17 protein-coding genes and 4 tRNA genes are annotated in these 18,798 nt (G+C 47.4%); 12 read left to right on the forward strand and 9 right to left on the reverse strand.

Translation table 11 applies throughout. From position 1 onward, the window contains the following. Nucleotides 1–498: 498 nt before the first annotated feature. Nucleotides 499–2,253, reverse strand: coding sequence for a phosphoethanolamine transferase (locus VZT47_RS01930; protein ID WP_330223301.1), 1,755 nt, complete (start codon nt 2,251–2,253; stop codon nt 499–501). Between the two features lie 143 nt (nt 2,254–2,396). Between VZT47_RS01930 and VZT47_RS01935 the strand changes: the two genes are divergently transcribed. Both VZT47_RS01935 and VZT47_RS01940 read left to right on the forward strand, forming a co-directional pair. Then, a complete protein-coding gene (locus VZT47_RS01935) occupies nt 2,397–2,996 on the forward strand; it encodes an HD domain-containing protein (RefSeq protein WP_330223302.1) in 600 nt (199 codons plus the stop codon). Between the two features lie 136 nt (nt 2,997–3,132). After that, complete coding sequence (locus VZT47_RS01940) at nt 3,133–3,549, forward strand: hypothetical protein (protein ID WP_330223303.1); 417 nt, start codon at nt 3,133–3,135, stop codon at nt 3,547–3,549. Nucleotides 3,550–3,811: 262 nt separating this feature from the next. Here the strand turns inward: VZT47_RS01940 and VZT47_RS01945 are convergent, their stop codons facing one another. Then, complete coding sequence (locus VZT47_RS01945; protein ID WP_330223304.1) at nt 3,812–4,630, reverse strand: DNA-3-methyladenine glycosylase family protein; 819 nt, start codon at nt 4,628–4,630, stop codon at nt 3,812–3,814. A gap of 93 nt (nt 4,631–4,723) precedes the next feature. On the opposite strand from VZT47_RS01945, the gene VZT47_RS01950 reads away from it, so the two are divergent. The 5 genes from VZT47_RS01950 to VZT47_RS01970 all read left to right on the forward strand — a co-directional run bounded on the left by VZT47_RS01950 (nt 4,724) and on the right by VZT47_RS01970 (nt 9,032). After that, nucleotides 4,724–5,542 carry a bifunctional hydroxymethylpyrimidine kinase/phosphomethylpyrimidine kinase gene (locus tag VZT47_RS01950; RefSeq protein ID WP_330223305.1) on the forward strand — a complete coding sequence of 273 codons (819 nt, stop codon included), beginning with the start codon at nt 4,724–4,726 and terminating at the stop codon, nt 5,540–5,542. Next, nucleotides 5,542–5,817: a TIGR04076 family protein gene (locus VZT47_RS01955; RefSeq protein ID WP_330223306.1), complete on the forward strand. Its 276-nt coding sequence runs from the start codon at nt 5,542–5,544 to the stop codon at nt 5,815–5,817. Before VZT47_RS01950 ends, VZT47_RS01955 begins: the two co-directional genes overlap by 1 nt. 146 nt (nt 5,818–5,963) lie before the next feature. Beyond that, on the forward strand, nt 5,964–6,995 hold the full coding sequence (locus VZT47_RS01960) for a 3-deoxy-7-phosphoheptulonate synthase (RefSeq protein ID WP_330223307.1): 1,032 nt from the start codon (nt 5,964–5,966) through the stop codon (nt 6,993–6,995). A gap of 347 nt (nt 6,996–7,342) precedes the next feature. Continuing rightward, the gene (gene larA / locus VZT47_RS01965) at nt 7,343–8,587 is read left to right on the forward strand and encodes a nickel-dependent lactate racemase (RefSeq protein WP_330223308.1); all 1,245 of its coding nucleotides are present in this window, start codon (nt 7,343–7,345) and stop codon (nt 8,585–8,587) included. 369 nt (nt 8,588–8,956) lie between these two features. Further along, a tRNA-Val gene (locus VZT47_RS01970) sits at nt 8,957–9,032 on the forward strand. Between the two features lie 291 nt (nt 9,033–9,323). Here VZT47_RS01970 and VZT47_RS01975 read toward each other — a convergent pair. Further along, complete coding sequence (locus VZT47_RS01975) at nt 9,324–9,464, reverse strand: hypothetical protein (protein WP_330223309.1); 141 nt, start codon at nt 9,462–9,464, stop codon at nt 9,324–9,326. 117 nt (nt 9,465–9,581) lie between these two features. On the opposite strand from VZT47_RS01975, the gene VZT47_RS01980 reads away from it, so the two are divergent. The 3 genes from VZT47_RS01980 (at nt 9,582) to VZT47_RS01990 (ending at nt 9,811) form a co-directional block, all read left to right on the forward strand. Next, nucleotides 9,582–9,657 (forward strand) — tRNA-Asn (locus VZT47_RS01980). 2 nt (nt 9,658–9,659) lie between these two features. Next, nucleotides 9,660–9,734 (forward strand) — tRNA-Glu (locus VZT47_RS01985). Between the two features lies 1 nt (nt 9,735). Further along, nucleotides 9,736–9,811, forward strand: a tRNA-Val gene (locus VZT47_RS01990). A gap of 504 nt (nt 9,812–10,315) precedes the next feature. Here the strand turns inward: VZT47_RS01990 and VZT47_RS01995 are convergent. Genes VZT47_RS01995 through VZT47_RS02015 form a run of 5 tightly spaced genes read right to left on the reverse strand, consistent with a single transcriptional unit; the run spans nt 10,316 to nt 13,432 of the window. Then, nucleotides 10,316–11,206, reverse strand: a complete 891-nt coding sequence (locus VZT47_RS01995) for a cysteine ABC transporter substrate-binding protein (RefSeq protein ID WP_330223310.1) — start codon at nt 11,204–11,206, stop codon at nt 10,316–10,318. 4 nt (nt 11,207–11,210) lie between these two features. Then, complete coding sequence (locus VZT47_RS02000; RefSeq protein WP_330223311.1) at nt 11,211–11,351, reverse strand: hypothetical protein; 141 nt, start codon at nt 11,349–11,351, stop codon at nt 11,211–11,213. Continuing rightward, nucleotides 11,352–12,113, reverse strand: coding sequence for an amino acid ABC transporter ATP-binding protein (locus VZT47_RS02005; protein WP_330223312.1), 762 nt, complete (start codon nt 12,111–12,113; stop codon nt 11,352–11,354). It lies immediately after the preceding gene. Nucleotide 12,114: 1 nt separating this feature from the next. Further along, nucleotides 12,115–12,792 (reverse strand): amino acid ABC transporter permease, encoded by a 678-nt coding sequence (locus VZT47_RS02010; protein WP_330223313.1) that lies wholly within the window; start codon nt 12,790–12,792, stop codon nt 12,115–12,117. Then, a complete protein-coding gene (locus VZT47_RS02015; protein WP_330223314.1) occupies nt 12,761–13,432 on the reverse strand; it encodes an amino acid ABC transporter permease in 672 nt (223 codons plus the stop codon). Before VZT47_RS02015 ends, VZT47_RS02010 begins: the two co-directional genes overlap by 32 nt. A gap of 802 nt (nt 13,433–14,234) precedes the next feature. On the opposite strand from VZT47_RS02015, the gene VZT47_RS02020 reads away from it, so the two are divergent. Further along, nucleotides 14,235–15,494 carry a dicarboxylate/amino acid:cation symporter gene (locus VZT47_RS02020; RefSeq protein ID WP_330223388.1) on the forward strand — a complete coding sequence of 420 codons (1,260 nt, stop codon included), beginning with the start codon at nt 14,235–14,237 and terminating at the stop codon, nt 15,492–15,494. Between the two features lie 181 nt (nt 15,495–15,675). Here the strand turns inward: VZT47_RS02020 and VZT47_RS02025 are convergent, their stop codons facing one another. Continuing rightward, a complete protein-coding gene (locus VZT47_RS02025; RefSeq protein ID WP_330223315.1) occupies nt 15,676–16,686 on the reverse strand; it encodes a uroporphyrinogen decarboxylase family protein in 1,011 nt (336 codons plus the stop codon). A gap of 380 nt (nt 16,687–17,066) precedes the next feature. On the opposite strand from VZT47_RS02025, the gene VZT47_RS02030 reads away from it, so the two are divergent. Beyond that, nucleotides 17,067–18,794: a DUF6020 family protein gene (locus VZT47_RS02030; RefSeq protein WP_330223316.1), complete on the forward strand. Its 1,728-nt coding sequence runs from the start codon at nt 17,067–17,069 to the stop codon at nt 18,792–18,794. Nucleotides 18,795–18,798 lie beyond the last annotated feature (4 nt).

The following is an 18,798-nucleotide window of genomic DNA, read 5'->3' on the forward strand; positions in this document are numbered from 1 at the left end:
CCATCTCGTAAGAGATGGGATTTTTTAGTGCATCAATTAGCATGCTGATGGGTGGTGTGGGTTTAGTAGTTACCTGGGATTGAGAAACATACGGTATTCGTGAGTCAGCCTCATCTCGGCGAGCCCCATTATAGGCATTTTCGAGATTTCGTGGTTCGTGATTCGTGGTTCGTGAAGGTGTCGGTCTGAGGACCGACGAATTTTTTATGGGGGATGTGCACAGGCGGGGTTGAAAAGCACTTTTCGATGGTTTACATTGTGTGGCTTTGGATAGAGACAATTTCGTTTTGCGTGATTCAAAGTGGTTCGTGAAGATGTCGGCCTGAGGGTCGACGAATTTTTTACGGGGAATATGCACAGGCGGGGTCGAAATGCTCGTTTGGGCGCAGGATAAGTAGTTATTTTGGATTGAGAAAAAGGCAATATACCGGTTTATCGCAAATGCCCGGAAGCGGACGGGGACAGGCTGCCGGAATCAATGGTAAAGTGTGAAGGCTCTTATTTTTCTGTGATTACTTTTTCTCCAAAGAGGGTCCTGAATCGGGATGGGTTATTATCATAATCCGGCCTGGTCAGGTCATTGGATGGTTCGTCATAACCGGAGAGTTTTATTTCCATAAGTCCCAGCATCAGGTTGAAGATGAGATCATTTGTGAAGATATGATTTTTATGATTCTGAAGTGCAATCATTTTATCCGGGCTGTTTTTCATGTATTCATCTGAAAATGCCATATATAAGGGAATGTATGTCATGTCCCATGTAAAGATGGAGGCATTATGGTCCAGGCCTTCGTCGATGCCTTCACTGTGATCGGAGAAATAAATCATGGACTGAAAATGAGGTATGATTTTCACTGTTTCATAAATATCGGACAGTACTTTGTCCGTATAGAGAATGGAATTGTCATAGGTGTCGGTAAGCCAGTTGTCACCGTGGAATACCGCATGGTTTTTCGGGTATCTTTCCCAGTAGGCACGGTGGCTGCCCATGAGATGGATAATAAGAAGAGCGGGTGAGGAAATTTTCAGGTCCCTTATATGATTGACAATTTCTCCATCATAGACTTCTGTTTTAAGGTCTGTTCCCATATTGTGGTTGAGCCATATTTCCTGATCTGCTTCGGAGGCAGTGACTGATGTGGGGGTGTCATAGATGGAATATTTTTCCTGGTTGCTGAGCCAGATGGTCCGATATCCTGCTGCTTTGGCGCATTCGATAATGGATGGGGCTTTTTCCAGTGAAATTTCATTGTACTGGTTCTTCGCAGTCAGCGCATAACTCAGGACCTGGACTGTCTGGACGTGGCAGGAATAGGCCCCGGAATATAGGATGAAATGGGGGTCTTTTGCTGCTTTTTCTAAAAAGGGTGTGGTAGGCCGGTTATAGCCATAAACGCTCATGTGCTTCCGGTTTTCTGATTCCCCGATGACCAGCACATAGAGGCCTTCAGGAGCAGAGGATTCGGCATTCAGTACTTCCGCAATCTGTCTTGAACGGTTTTCCATTTCTTCCTGAAATCTGGTATAAGTCAGCTGATAGTCCCGGGCCTGTAAATAAATGTCCGTGAGCAGATTGTCTCTTGAAACATACAGGAGATAAAAGCTGGAGAGGAAAATCAATGAAAGAAGAATCCTGAAGGTTTTTAAACCGGCGTTTTCCTGGGATATTGCCAGTTTTTCAGCGGTAAATCCTGCATAGAAACAGATGAAAACTAGAAGCAGGACGGAAGCGATGGAGAAATGGGACAGACCATATTCCAGCGCTTCCCTTCCGTTTGTCTGGAAGATGGCAAGGAGAGCGGTGTAAATGGGCCAGCTGTCATGGATAAAATAGTAGGACCATAAGACAAGGGGAACCAGGGGAAATGAAAGAATCGGGAGAAATAAAAGGTATTTCTTCGGACCTGTTTTTGAAAGCAGGTACAGTATTCCTGCCCAGAGCCCCCAGAGGCCGGCAGAAAAGCCCGTAAAAGGCATGAAAGACAGGAAATGAAGGGGTTTCCCGGACAGGGGAAAGATGCAGAGAGAACCCAGCAGCAGGAAGAGGGGCAGGACCAGAATGGAGAAATACTTTTTCCCAAGCACGACAAAGCAGCAGGAAATAAGGAGGGCAGTTATTTCCAGTGTAAAATAGTCCGTGTCCGGGGCAGGAAATCCTGCCAGCCGGTCCATGTATAAGTAACTGCAGCCCAGAAAGAGGGCATAGAGGAGGCAGAAGAAAGCTGCCTTCTTTAAGAATGTCTGATTTCTCATTAGTTTTACCTTTCTATTTCCCAAATTATAAATGGAATTATGGAAAAAGTAAAAGTCAGACCAGCTATTTTTTGACAGCTCTTTTATAATGAAATGAGAATAGTTTGTAGATATTCTTTTGTATACCAATAAAGAGGAAAATTATGGATAAAAAAGTAGAAAAGAAACTGGATGATTTATTCGATTTTTTCCGTGAAATAGACAAAGAAAAGCTCATTACGAGACAGACTTATCTTACCGGCGCCGTGCGCTATGAAAATGATGCGGAACATGCCTGGCATATGGCGGTGATGACATTGCTCCTTGCTTCATACAGCAATGAAAAAATTGATGTGCTGAAGACGATTTCCATGCTTCTCATTCATGATCTGGTGGAAATATATGCCGGCGATACCTATGCTTATGCAGGAGTTTCCAGGGAAGACCAGCATAATAAGGAGTCACAATCTGCGGATAAGCTTTTTGGTATGATTCCGGAAGAAGGGAAGAAACTCAGGGCGCTATGGGATGAATTTGAAAGGGCCGATACACCGGAAGCCCGTTTTGCCCATACTATGGATAATATCCAGCCCATGATGCTCAATGACTATACCAGAGGAAAGGCATGGAAAGAGCATGAAGTCCATCTTCACCAGATATTGAAACGGAATGAACATACGGCAGAAGGCTCAGAAGTACTTTTTGAATATGCAAAGAAGAAGATTCTTGCGCCCCATGTAGGGAGAGAAGTAATTGACGATTGAGGGTGCTTTTCCTTATGAATTGAAATCATTCTATGGCGCCTCTTCCGGGGCGTCTTTTTATGGACAATTTACAAATTTTCATCCCGGCTGTGTTAAAATATAGAAAAGTAACTGTTCGACTTAAAGGAGTGATAAAATGAATGATATGATTCTTACGGAAGAAGGCTTAAAGGCAGCAAAGCAGACCATTGAAGTATTGAAAGGAACGGTAGAAGCTCTGCAGGTGAACCTGTCTCAGGAACGGGATAATAATGAGGGGCTGAATCTTACTGTGGAAGCGCTGCAGGATGAAAACGGAAGACTGCAGGAAAAAATTTTCCAGCTGGAAGCCGAGCTCCAGACAGCAAAGAATTCTGTCCCGGAAATATCGCCGGTTATGGAGAATGGAGAAGATCAGGAGCTGCTGGAAAATCTTGGCAGCAAACTGGGCTATTATTATAAGGATTTAAAACAGCTGGACGACAAAAAGCTCACTGCCGAGGACAGTGAGACGCTGTATAATATCCTGGATTATACTTTCAAGGCACTGAAAAAGGCCGGGGTGAAATTGTAAAAGAGCTGATGTAATCATGCGACTGAATGACTGTACTGAATGACTGTTTTTAAAAAGTTATCAGTTCGCGATGATCGGTGCAGGTGGGCACCTGAATACAGGGTGCCCATTTTTATCATTCTCTTTATTGCTATTGGAATCAGATAAAAATCCATCATATATTCCGCTTCTGATTTTAAATGCGGACCATTTTTCTGAGAACTGATATCCTTAAAATACGGTTGTTTTTATCACTGCTTCTTAAGGGTGCTGAAAAGTAATGTCACAACCGCAGTTTCGTCGTCTGGGCGAAAAAGAAGAGGTACTGCTGAATAATACCGGCCTCTTTTCCATAGGCAGGGAATGGATTATTTCCTTCGTAGCAGGTATCGATGACCCTTTGAATCCATACATCGACAGGGGCAAGCGCTGTCCGGTGATATCCAAAGAGGGCACTGCAGCCTGCTACTTTAATGCCTACGCCGGGGAATTCCATGAGCTTTTCCAGAATCTCTTCATCAGGGAGTTTTTTCATGTCTTTCAACAGATGAGCCTGCTTTTTAATCATATGGGCAGTTTCATAAATATAAGGTGCCCGGTATCCAAGAGAGCATTCTTTAAGGTCATTTAAAGATAAGGTACAGAGTTCTTCCGGTGTGGGGAAGGTGTAGAGACTTTCATAGGGGGTCTCCATTTTTTGACCTGCTTTTTGAGCGAGTTTTTCTACGGATGTCCGGATGGCGGGAATGGATTTACGCTGGGAAATGATGAAGGTGATGAGCATTTCCCAGGGATCCTGATTAAGAATCCGTATGCCTTTGCTGTAGTCGGCGGCTTTTGTGAGGAAAGCATCTTCTGCAGGAATTCTATTTCTAAGGGCAGCGTAGTTAAAGGATAAGTCGAAATAAGGTTTCCATACATGATTCCAGACGTATTTTGAGCTGGATACATGATAATGCATCCCTTTGACATGGGAAATATAAAGTACATGGCGGCCGGAAATAAAGCGGAACTTCCCCGGGTTTATTTCCACAGCCCGGAAGCACTGACCGCTGTTTATGATTTTAATTAAATCGAAATCGTCACGAATAAGGACGTTCATGTGGATTCCTTTCGTTTTTTACTGCGAACTATTTACAAAATATTTCCATAAGTATGATACAATAAAATAACATAATTTTGAAAGAGGGATAGTATGGGCAGGAAGCTTCTTCTGATTAATGATCTCCCGGGTTATGGTAAGGTGGCTCTTTCGGCCATGATGCCGGTTTTGACGCATATGGGCCATGAGATTTTCAATCTTCCTACGGCCCTGGTGTCGAATACCCTGGATTACGGACGTTTTGAAATACTGGATACGACCAATTATATGAGAAATACCATCGGTGTATGGAAAGCGCTGGGTTTTTCTTTTGATGGCATTGCCACCGGTTTCATTACTTCTCCCCTGCAGGCAGCCATGATTGCCAATTACTGCCGGAAAGAAAGAGAGAAAGGAACGAAGATTTTCGTGGATCCCATCATGGGAGATGAAGGTCATCTTTATAATGGACTGACTTTTCGGACTGTGGAGGGCATGAAGAAACTCATTTCCAATGCGGATTATATGGTACCCAATTATACGGAAGCCTGTCTCTTGACAAACACTCCTTACCATGCCGGGGGAATCGGCTGGATGGATATGAAGAGGATTCTTGGAAAGTTGTACATGATGAGCAATGGTTCAGTCGCTATTACTTCGGCAAAAGTAGATGGCAAAGATGCGGTAGCAGGCTATGATACGGTGCAGAGAGAATTTTTCCTCCGCACTTTTGATCTTATTCCTGTCCGCTTCCCGGGAACGGGAGATATATTTTCTGCCATTTTCATGGGCAGTGTGATGAATGGTATATCCATGATGGATTCCGTGGATAAAGCCATGATTGCTGTGCGGAAAATGATTGTCATGAGTCAGGATGTGAAAGATAATTTCAAGGGAATTCCTGTGGAAAACTGCCTGGAGGTACTGGACTGATGCCGAGAAGACCAAAGATACGGATTACCTGTGTGGACAGGAAAGGCCCCTGTCCCTGCCATCGGGGCCATCGCCCCGGGGATTCCTGGGATTTTGATACGGAAAGGGGCAGGCTCTGCCCCATGGCCATGCATGTGGCATTTCCCTATATAGATATCCTTCGCTACGGCGGTGATATTCCCCAGCCGGGGCAGGAAAAGGGAACGGCCCTCTTCTGCTGCCCGGACGTAGAGACAATTAATGTGTTTAAGATTGAGAGAATTGACGAGAAATAGGGGTTTGAGTCACTGGCGATTTTCGTTCTTCGTTCTTCGTGATTCGTTGTTCGTTTTTCGTGAAGGTGCGCCGCTGGCGGCAAAAATTGATAGTATGTAATGAGCGGGGATGTTTCCTCCTCTTTGAACCAGGAAAGGTGTAAAAAATGGAACAGATGAAGTTTATCCGGAAACTGCCGGAACCAATCGAAGTGAAGCATGAGATTCCGTTGAAGCCGGAATTTCAGAAGCTGAAGGCGGAAAGGGATCAGCAGATTGTAGATATTATGACAGGAAAGGATGACCGACTCCTCCTCATTATCGGGCCCTGTTCGGCAGATAATGAACCGGCAGTCCTTGATTACTGTACCCGACTTGCCCAGGTGGCAGAAGCGGTAAAAGACAAGATTTTTATCGTACCCCGGGTGTATACGAATAAACCGAGAACCATCGGTAAAGGCTATAAGGGTATGCTCCATCAGCCGGATCCGGAGGGAAAGGAAAATATGATGGAGGGAATCAAGGCCATCCGCCGCATGCATGTTCATGTGATTGAGGAAACCGGCTTTACCTGTGCTGAAGAAATTCTGTATCCGGAAAATCACCGCTATCTTTCGGATCTTCTTTCCTATGGGGCTATCGGTGCCCGATCTGTGGAAGACCAGCTCCATCGTATGATTGCCAGCGGGGCAGGCATTCCGGTAGGCATGAAGAATCCGACTTCCGGGGACCTTTCAGTCATGATGAATTCCATCGAAGCCGCCCAGAGCGAGCAGGATTTCCTCTTCCATGGCTGGGAAGTTCACACGACGGGCAATCCTTATGCCCATGCCATTCTCAGGGGCTATGTGAACCATTTCGGGACGTCCATGCCGAATTACCATTATGAGAGCATCCGGAAGGTAGCGGAAATGTGTGCTGAAAGAAATGTGAAGAATCCGGCCATCGTGGTGGACTGCAATCATAACAATTCAGGGAAGAAATATCTGGAACAGATCCGCATTGCCATGGATATCATGGCCAGCAGGAATTATTCGAAGGACATCCGTCATATCGTGAAAGGTCTCATGATTGAAAGCTACATCGAAGACGGTAACCAGAAAATCGGGGAAGGGGTCTATGGCAAATCCATCACCGATCCCTGCCTGGGCTGGCCAAAGAGCCGGGACCTCATCATGGAACTGGCGGAGAAAGTGTGATTTCGCACGACTTTCTGGCAATTCTTTTCCAATACGGAAGGTAAAAAGTTATCAGTTCATAGTTCTCAGTGATCAGTGAAGGTGGCCTGCGACATTTGAAAGCAGGCCATTTTATTATTGGTATTTCAGACATTACAAAAAGGTCCGCTTCCCTTTGGATGCGGACCCTCCTTCACTGACAACTGCGAACTGATAACTGATAACTTTTAATCCCGGCGATTTGTCAATATATTTCCTTCACCATTCATTCACTTTCAAATGTCCCGGGGGCATTTTTTGGATGGGTATTGTATAATTAGGATAACGGAATCGTAGAAATTCATTTTTTAAAGAAAGGATGAAATCAGATGGAATTCAAGGTCAAGTATTTCAAAGATTATGTTCCCTTTCATGTGGATGACTGTCATCATCCCATCGAACTGAACCCGAAGGAATGCCCGAAAGTGGAGTCTGAGGCAGCAGAAGTGCGCCGGGCCCTGGCAAACCCCATCGATACTCCGAGGCTTTGTGAAATCGTGAAACCGGGAGAAAAAATTGTCATCGTGGCATCGGACGTGACCCGTCCTTCCCCTTCCTGGGTCATTCTTCCCTGCGTGCTGGAAGAATTGGGAAAGGCTGGAGTGAAAGATGAAGATGTAACAGTGGTTTTCGGTCTCGGTTCCCATCGCAGCCAGACGGAAGAGGAAAAGAAGCGTCTGGCCGGGGAAGAAGTTTATTCCCGGGTAAAATGCATCGACAGCGATCCGGATAACTGTGAACACATGGGAACCTGCAAGAACGGGACTTCCGTGGATATCTTCAAACCGGTAGCCGAAGCGGACAGAATCATCCTCACGGGCAATGTGGAATACCATTACTTTGCAGGCTATTCCGGCGGCATGAAAGCCATCATGCCCGGCGTTTCCTCCAGAGAAGCCATCCAGTCGAATCACAAGAATATGATCCGTCCCGGCGCCTATGCAGGAAATCTGGAAGGCAATCCGGTCCGGGAAGATATCGAAGAAGTCTATGATTTCCTGCCCGTCGATTTCATTGTCAATGTAGCTTTGGATGACCATAAACAGGTCGCTTTTGCAGCTGCAGGAGACAGAATCCTGGCCCATCGGGAAGCCTGCAAATTCCTGGACTCCATTTATAAGATTAAAATTGACAAGCCCGCAGACGTGGTCATCGTTTCTACCGGCGGCTATCCGAAGGATATCAATCTATACCAGGCCCAGAAATCCATCGATAATGCCAAACATGCCGTGAGAGAAGGAGGCATTATGGTCGTCGCCGCATCCTGTAAGGAGGGGTACGGAAGTGACGTATTCGGTCGGTGGATTCAGGACTATGATACCCCCGATGACCGGATCAAAGCCATTCATGAACATTTCGAACTGGGCGGCCACAAATCGGCAGCTCTCGCCCTGGTACAGAAGAAATGTGACATTTACCTCGTCACCGACATGGAGGATTCCCTGGTAACCAAAGCCAATATGACTCCCTTCCATGACCTCCAGACTGCAGTGGATGCGGCATTGGACAAAATGGGAAAAGATGCCAGTGTCTACGTCATTCCGATTGGCGGATCGACTTTGCCGATGGAATGAGATGACTGAAATTCCATACAAGTCGACCGGCTTCAGGAAAAGTTCTCAGTTATCAGTTCGCAGTAATCAGAATCACGATTATTGCCGGTAAACTTTTTAGAAAAATAAAAGCTGTGAAATCATGATGGTTTCACAGCTTTTTATTTTGAATCATCCGGGGAATGGGGGGATTGATATACTGGTCGGATGGGAGCCGTCAGGAACTGATCCCTGAAAACTGATACCTGTCTTTTATGAACGATATAGGGTACCAATATAAGGAGGGTCTTTCAATGGTATACCTGAATTACAGGGCTTGTTATGAAAAGTTTAAAGAAAGGACTTGCAAAATTTTCGTAAATAAGGCATAATAGAATGCGTCAGAAATATGGGCGATTAGCTCAGCTGGGAGAGCGTCTGCCTTACAAGCAGAATGTCAGCAGTTCGATCCTGTTATCGCCCACCATATAGAGTCAATCCGAGATCCGGGTTGACTCTTTTTCGTTGCGTTTTCCGGTCTCAGGCTGAAACCGAAAGGAAAATGTAAGGCAATGAAACTTTTAAAATCGGGGTGCGGGATGCGGGGAGCGGGGTGCGGGAAGGTGCGCCGCTTTCGCGGCGAAGTTTATATGAGAATTCAGTCTCCTTCGACTGGTACCATTGAACAACCTATCCGTCTGCTTCGCAGACACCTTTCCATCCCAGGAAAGGTGGTGCCCGATTGTCCCGCATGTGCCGGATAGGCTTTGGCTTGATATCATGAATATTCTTCTTTGTATAGTTGATCAATCCGATCATTTTTGCGGCTTTCTGTTGCTTGATAGTATCCAATACCTGCTGCCTGTTGACTGAGCCTTTCCATACGCAGTTTGTTCATGGTAATTTGAATTTTTTCCATCAGCCATTCTGAGAACTGAAAGATTCTAATTGGTGTGTGCTAATATATTTTTAATAAAAAACCAGTTGCATAGACTCATAATATTTGTTATTATAATCAACGTACTCACGTACAGATTCCTGAATAGCTCAGCCGGTAGAGCGCGTGACTGTTAATCACGATGTCGCAGGTTCGAACCCTGCTTCAGGAGCCAGTGGCCTGTTCGTCAAGTGGTTAAGACACCGCCCTTTCACGGCGGGTTCGCGAGTTCGAATCTCGCACAGGTCACCATGGGCGATTAGCTCAGCTGGGAGAGCGTCTGCCTTACAAGCAGAATGTCAGCAGTTCGATCCTGTTATCGCCCACCACAAAGAAAGCCAATCCGAAGATTCGGGTTGGCTTTTTTCGTTGTCTTACAAGGTCCTGAACCGGGGATGGAAAAGGCGGACTTTATGGAAATAAACCTTTTGAATCGGGAATGTCGGGGGTATCGGGATTCTCGGGACTTTTGGGGAGGTGTGCCGCTTGGGCGGCACGAATTTTTATATGGGAATTTTGTCAATCCCGCCGCGTACCTGCAGAACAACCTGCCTGGAGCTGTTCAATAATTACACCATATGTTGAACTGTGGGGAATTAAAAAAGTTATCAGTTCATAGTTATCGGTGAAGGAGGCCCGCATCAATTTAAATGGCGGGCGATTTTTAACCATAATTCTCATTGAAAATGGTTAAACTTTATATAAAAAGGCTGTCTCTGCGGTGTAAGGGCGGCCATCCAAACTGCGAACTGATAACTTTATCAATATAGTTTTCAGAACATAAAAAACCGTCCCGAGGTTCTCGGGACGGTTTTTGTGAAGTCAGATGAAGTTTATTTCTTCACTTCTCCTCCTTCTACGACGAGGCTTTCCGGATCCACTGCGCTGCCGTATACGGGAGCCAGGGTTTCCTGATAGTCTTTGTGGAAGAAGTTTTCTTTGCCCAGTTTTTTGATTTCATCGTTGATGTAGTTCAGGAGTTCTTTATTTCCTTTCTGAACGGCAGGAGCGATGGTATCGAGGTCACCCAGGGACGGGATGCCTACTTTGAAGCCCGGGTTCTGCATAGCCCATGCGAGGACTTCCGTATTATCGGTGGAGAAGGCATCGCCTCTCTTGTCGAGGAGGGCATTGTAGGTTTCGGTGTACTGATCGAATTTCAGAAGTTTCACTTCCGGATGTTTCTTTGTGAAATAGGTTTCAGCGGTGGTGCCTTTGGCGACAATCAGGGTCTTGCCTTTGAGCTGGTCCACAGAGGTGATGTTGTCTTTTTCAGGAGATACGACACCGAGGGCCACTTTCATATAGGGCAGGGCAAAGTCGACCTGTTCAGCTCTTTCTTTGGTGACGGTGAAATTGGCGAGGACGATATCCACTTTACCGGTTTTTGCGTATTCCACGCGGTTGGCCGGTTCCAGAGATACGTATTCCGGTTTTACGCCCAGGTCTTTGGCCAGGCGTTCTGCGAAGTATACGTCATAGCCCTGATACTTGCCTTCTTTATCCACATAGCCGAAGGGAGCTTTATCGGAGAATACGCCGATAATGAGTTTTCCGCTCTTTTTGATTTCATCCAGGGAGCGGAAGCTGCCTTTCTGGGCAGAAGATGCGCCGGAAGCGGGCTTGGCTTCCTGATTTTTGCTGCCGCAGCCTGCGGTAAAGGCTAAAGTGAATACGGCAGTGACTGCTAAAATGGCATAAATGATTTTTTTCAGTAGTGACATAGGTTTACCTCTTTTCATGAATCAGGCAGGGCTCTATATTTCCTTTGGAAGGAGAGGAGGTGCCTTTGAAATAGTTTCCGCTTCTGGGTTTTACTGCCGGAGCGGAAATGGCAGGATTGCAACAGGGACAATCGGGGTCGGACATCTATTTCTCACCTTCCTTCAAATCGTCAAACCGGAAGGAGTCCAGGAATTTCCTGGTCCTTTCTTTCTGTGGATGATCAAATATTTCTTCCGGGGTTCCTTCTTCTTCGATGAAACCCTGGTCGAAAAACAGGATCCTGTCGGCCACGGCTTTGGCAAAAGCCATTTCGTGGGTGACGATGAGCATGGTCATTCCTTCTCTGGCAAGTTCTATGATGACGTCCAGGACTTCCCGGACCATTTCAGGGTCCAGAGATGCGGTGACTTCGTCAAACATCATGATTTCGGGCTTCATGATGAGGGCACGGATCATGGCGATTCTCTGTTTCTGGCCGCCCGAGAGTTCTCTTGGCCAGGCTTTTTCCTTGTCTGAAAGTCCTACCCGGGCCAGCATTTTCCTTGCTGCCCGGAGGACTTCTTCTTTATTCCTGTGCTGCACCTGGATGGGGGCAAGGGTGATATTGTCAATGACGTTCAGATGATTGAAAAGGTCATAGCTTTGGAAAACCATGCCAATTTTCTGGCAGATTTCACTTCTGGAAACCTGACCATCGGAAATGACTTTTCCATCCATGGTGACGGAGCCGCCGCTTAAGGGTTCGAGGCCGTTGATACATCGGAGAAAGGTGGATTTCCCGCAGCCCGAGGGGCCGATGATGACGATGACTTCACTTTTATGGACATCAAGGGAAATATCTTTCAGTATTTCATGGGGGCCGAAGGCTTTTTTCAGATGTTCGATATGAAGGAGAGATTTACTCATACTATTCATTCCATTTCTTTTCTAAATACTGGGCCGCTTTCGACAGGGGATAGCAGGCGATGAAATAAAGGAAGAAGATGGTCCCGTAAATCCAGAGGGGCGCATCGGGGACGGTATAACGGTTAGCCTCGATAATCTGCTGGCCGATTTTCAGCATTTCCACTACCCCGATCATGACGATGAGGGAAGCGGTCTTGATGATTCGGGTGAAAAGGTTGATGGCCGGCGGAATCAGGCGGCGCAGGGACTGGGGAATAATGATGAACCGGTACATCTGCCATCGGGAAAGGCCCAGGGCTTCGGCGCTTTCATACTGGCTTTTCGGGATGGAAATCAATGCCCCGCGGACGAGATCGCCCATTTCTGCAGCTCCCCAGAGGATGAAGACTGCCACGGCCACTTTGAATCCTGAAATATCGATACCCAGAGCTTTCGTGACGCCAAAGTAACCGATAAAGAGGAGGACCAGCTGGGGCATGACGCGGATGAATTCCAGATAAATTCTGGAAATAATGCGGGCCGGCCAGTTTTTCATGGCCATGATGAGGCCTGTAAAAAGGCCCAGAATGATAGATCCCGCCACGGCCAGGAGAGATACTTCCACCGTGATCCACAGGCCTCCCAATAGTCGGATACCGTTGGATCCATCAAAGAGCACTCGAATTCCCAAATCTTCCATAGCGAAGCTTCCTTTCCAGAATGCTGGCCCCAATGGAGATGGGGAGCAGGATAATGAGGTATGCAATGACGAGCATCCAGAGGGTTTCATCGGTTTTGTAATAAAGTCCGATCAGATCCTTGGCGACGTACATGAGGTCCGGCACGGCACACACCGAGAAGACCGACGTTTCCTTGATGAGGAAAAGCACGTTGGCGCAAAGGGGCGGGATGGATACGGTGAAGGTCTGGGGGATGATGATGAACCGCATGATCTGAACTTTCGTGAATCCCAGGGCTTCGGCCGACTCCGTCTGGGAGAAGGGAATCGATTCCAGTCCGCTCCGGAAGGCTTCGGCCATGTAGGAAGTCCCCAGGAAGGCAAGTCCGATGGTGGCACAAACTTCTCCGGAAATGTGGATTCCCAGCTTCGGGAGGCCGAAGTAGAGGAAAAAAAGCTGGACCAGGAGGGGCGTATTTCTTGAAAGTTCAATATAAGCGCCGCATATTTCCGTGAGTATGGGAATCTTATGGTATCGTATGATGCTCATGGCCAGGCCCAGCACCAGAGATATGGCGATTCCCATAAGGCCTATATAAAGGGTAATGCCTGCAGCCTCCACAAAGAGGGGGGCATACTGAATCATGTAGTCAAAGTCCAAGATATCCTCCGGAATAAAAAAATCCCGGAAGCGTGCGCTTCCGGGATGGAATTCTTCTGGTGACTTTACACCGTCCGATGAATTTCCTTACAAAGCCTTCCATGAGACTTTGATTCAGAGGCACACGCAAAATAGCTATGGCAGCAGCAGCAAGCCATAGGACAGCAGCAACAAATTGCGTATGCTTCAAAGCTCATGAAGAAGTCTCCTTTCATCTCATTCAGATTTTCCTCATCATAGCATGATGAATTTGCACTGTCAAGACTGATTTTGTAATCGATTGTAAACAGGAAAGGGGAAGTATGATTTGAAAGAATAAAAAACAAAGGGATTTATCGAAGGTAATTATGATTGAGATTGGCGCCATTGTTATCTGCAAAGAGGAAGGAATGAAAGGAGGCCCTGCCGGTGTCTTCCGTTCCGGGGGGGTATGCTTGACAGGGAAATGTTAACGTGCTATATTATTTAAGCTTGATGCAATGAAGAAAGAGAGTAGGTCTCCCGAAAAATCAGCGAGCCCGGAGAGTGAAAGCGGGCAGGGATGCTGAAGTGCATTTCCGAGCATGGAAGGCGGAATGAAGTATGCCTTCCCGGGACTTCCCGATACAGAAGAAAGTTTCAAAAGAAACTATGGAGGCAGGACCGGCGACGGTTTTGCGAATCCGGGTGGAATCACGAGTCTCTCGTCCCGTTGGGGCGGGATTTTTTTATTTTGGAAATAGAATCTCCCGGTGAATCTATTTCCTGACAGGAGGTTTTCATGAAAGAAAATGGGGAAGTCCAGGCAGCCGCAAAGAAGGCCATGGACGCAAACAAAAAGAGCCGGCAGGGGAGACAGTTCATGCTGTGGATCCTGGCTCTGGTCATTGGTGCCGTTCTGGGATGGCTCGGCATCAAACCGCTGAATGATTTATTTACTTTTATTGCTACCGTATTTACGAGACTTTTCCAGTTCATCGCCGTGCCGACGATTGCTTTGGCTGTCATTACGACTCTGGCCCAGCTCGGGGCTAAAAAAGAAACGGGCCGCATTTTTGCTCATGCCGTGACTTACACACTTTTGACTACCATCTGTGCGGCAGCCATCGGCCTTGCCATGTATCTCTGGGTGGCTCCGGGAAATCTTCCGGCCGATATCGTAGGTGCCGGGGCTTCCAATGTGCCAAAGAATCTGGGTCATCTCTCCTATTATGACCATATCCTTTCCGTCATTCCGAACAATCTCCTCCAGCCCTTCCTGTCCGGAAACGTTCTGGCCGTCATGCTGATTGCCGCTTCTTTCGGCCTCGGCCTTGCCTTTATGCCGAAGACGGAAAACAGGGAAGTCCTCATGAAGGGAATCCTTGGCTTCCAGGAACTCCTTTTCACCCTGATTCGCGCCCTCCTCTTTGTACTCCCTGTGGGGATCCTTGCCTTTTCTGCCCAGCTTTCCGCTCAGATTGAAGCAGGCGTCATTGTAGGGGCTTTGGGGAAATATACCCTGGTCATTATGGCCAGCAACTGCATTCAGTTCTTCATCGTGCTTCCGATTTTCCTCGTATTCCGCGGGCTGAATCCTCTGGACGTATTCCGCAAAATGTCCCCGGCCATTGCCGTAGCCCTTTTCACCAAGAGCTCTGCCGGAACTCTTCCGGTCACCCTGGCATCGGCCGAACACAATATGAAGGCCAATCCTTCCGTCTCCCGCTTTGTCCTTCCAATCTGTACGACCATCAATATGAATGGGTGCGCAGCATTTATTCTCGTCACCTCTCTTTTCCTTATGCAGAACGCAGGATTTGAACTATCCATGACCACCATGATCACCTGGCTTTTCGTGGCCGTCCTGGCAGCTGTAGGAAATGCGGGAGTCCCCATGGGCTGCTATTTCCTGACTTTGTCCCTTATGAGCGGCATCGGGGCCCCCATTGGCATCATGGGTGTCATTCTTCCGATTTATACGATTATCGATATGATCGAAACCGCTGAAAACGTTTGGTCCGACTCCTGTGTATGCGCCATGACCGATCATGACCTGAAGGGAAAAATCGACGACCCCGGAGTGCAGGGAGAAGCGGCGTAAGAAATAGTGAAAAGTGATAAGTGGTAAGTGATCAGTGTTGGTGGCGCCTTAAAATCATAGAGGCGCCATTTTTATATTTCCAGAAATGATTTTACCTTCACCGAGAACTGCGAACTGAAAACTGATCACTAAAAAGCACCGATTGCTTTCCCATCGGTGCTTTTGATTTGTATTTTTATTATTACAGTTCCACTGCCTTGCGGAGGGCCAGGAGATTTTCTTCCGGCGCTTTCGGATTGACTACGCAGCCCGGACCCAGGATGAGACCTCTGCCTTCGACCTGATTAATCGCATCTTTGACGTGAGCCGTGATTTCTTCCGGGGTCCCATTAAGAATGATATCGTCATACTGGAGGACTCCGTCCACAAAGTAGGGGGCAGACTTGATGCCGGCCAGGAGGCATTTGTCCGTGAGCTCCCGGGCTTCTTTCAGGCTCGGCCAGGTATGGCGGTCATGCCAGTTGATACAGTTGATGGGATATTCGGCGATTTCATTGAAATACACGTCATTGCCATGGATGTGGGCCGGATTGAACCAGGTTTTCTTCACATAGGAATTGATGACCTGGAGGTCATAGAATTCGCCGAATTCTTCAAATTCCTTCAGGTTCATTACGTTTCTTGATGCATTCTGGGTGGCAAAGAAGAATCCGTCCACCCCGGCATCGATATTGTAATGAACGAAATCAATGGTGGTCGCTGTAATGGCAGCCAGAGCATGATGGACAGCTTCCGGGAAATTGATCATATCCGTGAGGAGTCGGTCGCCGGCCATCTTTTTCAGGGTGGAGAAAGGACTGAAAATGGTCTGGATGATAGGGGTGCCCGGAGTTCTGCGCTTTGAAAGTTCCCGTGCGAATTCGAACTGTTTGCCATAGGTCCCCATGATGGCGGGAATGGCTTTGAGGGTATCATAGTCAGCGGGAGCCTGAATGGCGAACCTCTTAACGATCGGTTCCTTATAGGGATCGCAGTAAATGGTAATCTGGTTGCCAAAGTCCTGGGTACTGTACAGACCGAAGGGCATCATTTTGATATAGTCGAAATCATATTTTTCGGTAAGTTCCACTTCTGCTTCTGCCAGGGAAATGGGGTCCTGATCAAATTCGGAAAGGTGCATCCATGCCGCTACCGGTACATGGTCTACTTCTTTACCTTCCAAAGCAGCTCTCACGCGTTCCTCTCTAGTCATAGTACGTCTCCTTTCGAAAATGAATTCGTATGGTTTATTATAGCATAACTTTGTAAAGGGAATTAAAACTTTTGATGAAAGCAGGGAATAAAAGCTTTTGAATCGGGAGTGTCGTGGGTGCCGGGGTTGTCAGGAAAGTGTGCACTCTGCGGGCGCAGTTATTGTATCGGGATTCAGCTTTCAAATGGTCAGGGCGGCTGAGGGGCGAAGGAATGGGATTTCATGAAGATCGAAAACTGAAAACTGATTGCCAGCGGCCAACGGCTGGAAGCTAGTGGCTAACAGCTAACGGCTCTTCTTCCTTGCCCCAGGGTCTTCTACAGTAGATATGCTTTTCTTAAAAAGGTATAATATTTCCATACAGTGAAGGTGATTATGGAATGAATCTATATAAAGGCCGCCGATGGATGGCGGCGCTCGTGGGATGTCTGTCCCTTCTCATGGGGTTCTGTGAATTTTATACATATCGCATCGGCTGGCATCCCGGGTCTACTCCCTGGAACCGGGAGGCACTGCTGCATGGTTCGAATGTGCCTTTTATCATGGCTTTCGGGGCCGTGACCTTTGTATGCCTGTCCATCCTTTTAAAAATGCTGGGACCGGTGCCGGTGCTTTCTGAAAAGCCGGGGCCTGACGGGAAGCCCACGGATGCGCCTTTTGCGTTTATCGCCTTTTTCCTGCTTCTCTGCTGGATGCCTTTTTTCCTCGTCTTTTATCCGGGAACGGGAATGAATGATACCACCGATATCATGCGGGCCGGCATCTGGGCCACGGGGCAGCATACTTTTATTTACTGCATGTATATTTATGGCCTCACCCAGGCGTCGGATTTCCTTTTCCATACGACTTCCTATGGCATCGCGGCGGCGTCTCTCATCCAGATGGTTCTCTTTGCCCTGGGCATTGCCTACTGCCTTTCCTGGCTCTACCGCAGGACGGGACGGATGTGGATTTCCATGATCCTTTCGCTCTATTACGGCCTTCTGCCCATGATCTGCAACATGTCTTTTTCCAATGTAAAAGACGTGCTCTTTTCAGTCACCATTCTCCTCTGGGTGCCCCTCATTACGTCATTCGTGTCAGGGTACAAGGAAAATGCCTGGCGGGGAAACCGGAGACTTTTCATCCTGGCCGGTCTTGGCATGATGCTCCTGAGAAATAACGGGATTTTCGTATTTCTTGTGATGGTGCTCATTCTTTTATTTCTCATGAAGAGCATCCGCATGAATCTTCTTTTCACTTCAATCCTCATGATCGCCCTGGCCATTACGCCGGATGTGGCGATCAAACAGATTCTGAACCTGACCCAGCTTTTCCAGGAAAGGGTGGGGATTCCGCTCCAGCAGTTTTCAAGGGCCGTGGCCCTGGGGGCGCCTTTGACGAAAGAAGAGCAGGAGTATGCCATCCGCATGATGGTGCCGGGGATGATTGAGAAATGGTATGACCCATTCACGGTGGACCTTATCAAGTGGAACAGCAATTTCAATTTCCAATTCTTCAACAGCCATCCCGATGATTTCTGGAAAAACTGGAAATCCCTGGGCAGAAGAAATAAAGATATTTACGCCGATGCCTGGCTCTACGCCACTTATGGCTTCTGGGCCTTTCCTGCGCCGGATGAAATGACCCAGTCCCGGTTTACCTGGGCTTTCACGGAGGAGGACCTGCGAAATGGCCTTTCGCCGGACCATAACAATGGCTATCAGACAGGCACCATTCATCCTTTCTTTGGGAAAGAAATACAGGAGAAGCTGGGACAGTATCTCTGGAAACACAGCCGCTATCCCGGGGCAGGGACCTGCCTCTGGATCACGCTTTCCCTGGGACTTCTGCTTTTTTACCGAAAGCAGTACACAAGGTTTCTGGTGCTCCTGCCGTCCTGTCTCCTATGGGGGACTCTGATCCTTGCTGCTCCGGCGGCATTTGTTTATCGATATGTATATTTCTTTCCTTTATGCATGCCTTTCTTCATCCTGCTTCCCTTCCTGCCCAACGGTAGGTATGGGGAGACAAAATGGGCGGAAACGATGTTTCTGCAGAAGAAAGAAGAGGAAAAATCAGGAAATATTTCCAGAGCCGGTGACGGCTATACGCACTGGAAGGACTAAGAGG

Origin of the sequence: Dialister sp., from assembly GCF_036343215.1 — a bacterium.
Classification (GTDB): Bacteria; Bacillota; Negativicutes; order Veillonellales; family Dialisteraceae; genus Dialister.

Bases quoted from the DNA above. Each gene is read 5' to 3' on its own strand.
- larA (WP_330223308.1), top strand. From the start codon at position 7,343: ATGGAATTCAAGGTCAAGTATTTCAAAGATTATGTTCCCTTTCATGTG.
- VZT47_RS02005 (WP_330223312.1), bottom strand. From the start codon at position 12,113: ATGAGTAAATCTCTCCTTCATATCGAACATCTGAAAAAAGCCTTCGGC.
- VZT47_RS01995 (WP_330223310.1), bottom strand. From the start codon at position 11,206: ATGTCACTACTGAAAAAAATCATTTATGCCATTTTAGCAGTCACTGCC.
- VZT47_RS02030 (WP_330223316.1), top strand. From the start codon at position 17,067: ATGAATCTATATAAAGGCCGCCGATGGATGGCGGCGCTCGTGGGATGT.
- VZT47_RS01945 (WP_330223304.1), bottom strand. From the start codon at position 4,630: ATGAACGTCCTTATTCGTGACGATTTCGATTTAATTAAAATCATAAAC.
- VZT47_RS01930 (WP_330223301.1), bottom strand. From the start codon at position 2,253: ATGAGAAATCAGACATTCTTAAAGAAGGCAGCTTTCTTCTGCCTCCTC.
- VZT47_RS02025 (WP_330223315.1), bottom strand. From the start codon at position 16,686: ATGACTAGAGAGGAACGCGTGAGAGCTGCTTTGGAAGGTAAAGAAGTA.
- VZT47_RS01950 (WP_330223305.1), top strand. From the start codon at position 4,724: ATGGGCAGGAAGCTTCTTCTGATTAATGATCTCCCGGGTTATGGTAAG.
- VZT47_RS01940 (WP_330223303.1), top strand. From the start codon at position 3,133: ATGAATGATATGATTCTTACGGAAGAAGGCTTAAAGGCAGCAAAGCAG.
- VZT47_RS01975 (WP_330223309.1), bottom strand. From the start codon at position 9,464: ATGGAAAAAATTCAAATTACCATGAACAAACTGCGTATGGAAAGGCTC.
- VZT47_RS01935 (WP_330223302.1), top strand. From the start codon at position 2,397: ATGGATAAAAAAGTAGAAAAGAAACTGGATGATTTATTCGATTTTTTC.
- VZT47_RS02010 (WP_330223313.1), bottom strand. From the start codon at position 12,792: ATGGAAGATTTGGGAATTCGAGTGCTCTTTGATGGATCCAACGGTATC.
- VZT47_RS02020 (WP_330223388.1), top strand. From the start codon at position 14,235: ATGGACGCAAACAAAAAGAGCCGGCAGGGGAGACAGTTCATGCTGTGG.
- VZT47_RS01960 (WP_330223307.1), top strand. From the start codon at position 5,964: ATGGAACAGATGAAGTTTATCCGGAAACTGCCGGAACCAATCGAAGTG.
- VZT47_RS01955 (WP_330223306.1), top strand. From the start codon at position 5,542: ATGCCGAGAAGACCAAAGATACGGATTACCTGTGTGGACAGGAAAGGC.
- VZT47_RS02000 (WP_330223311.1), bottom strand. From the start codon at position 11,351: ATGTCCGACCCCGATTGTCCCTGTTGCAATCCTGCCATTTCCGCTCCG.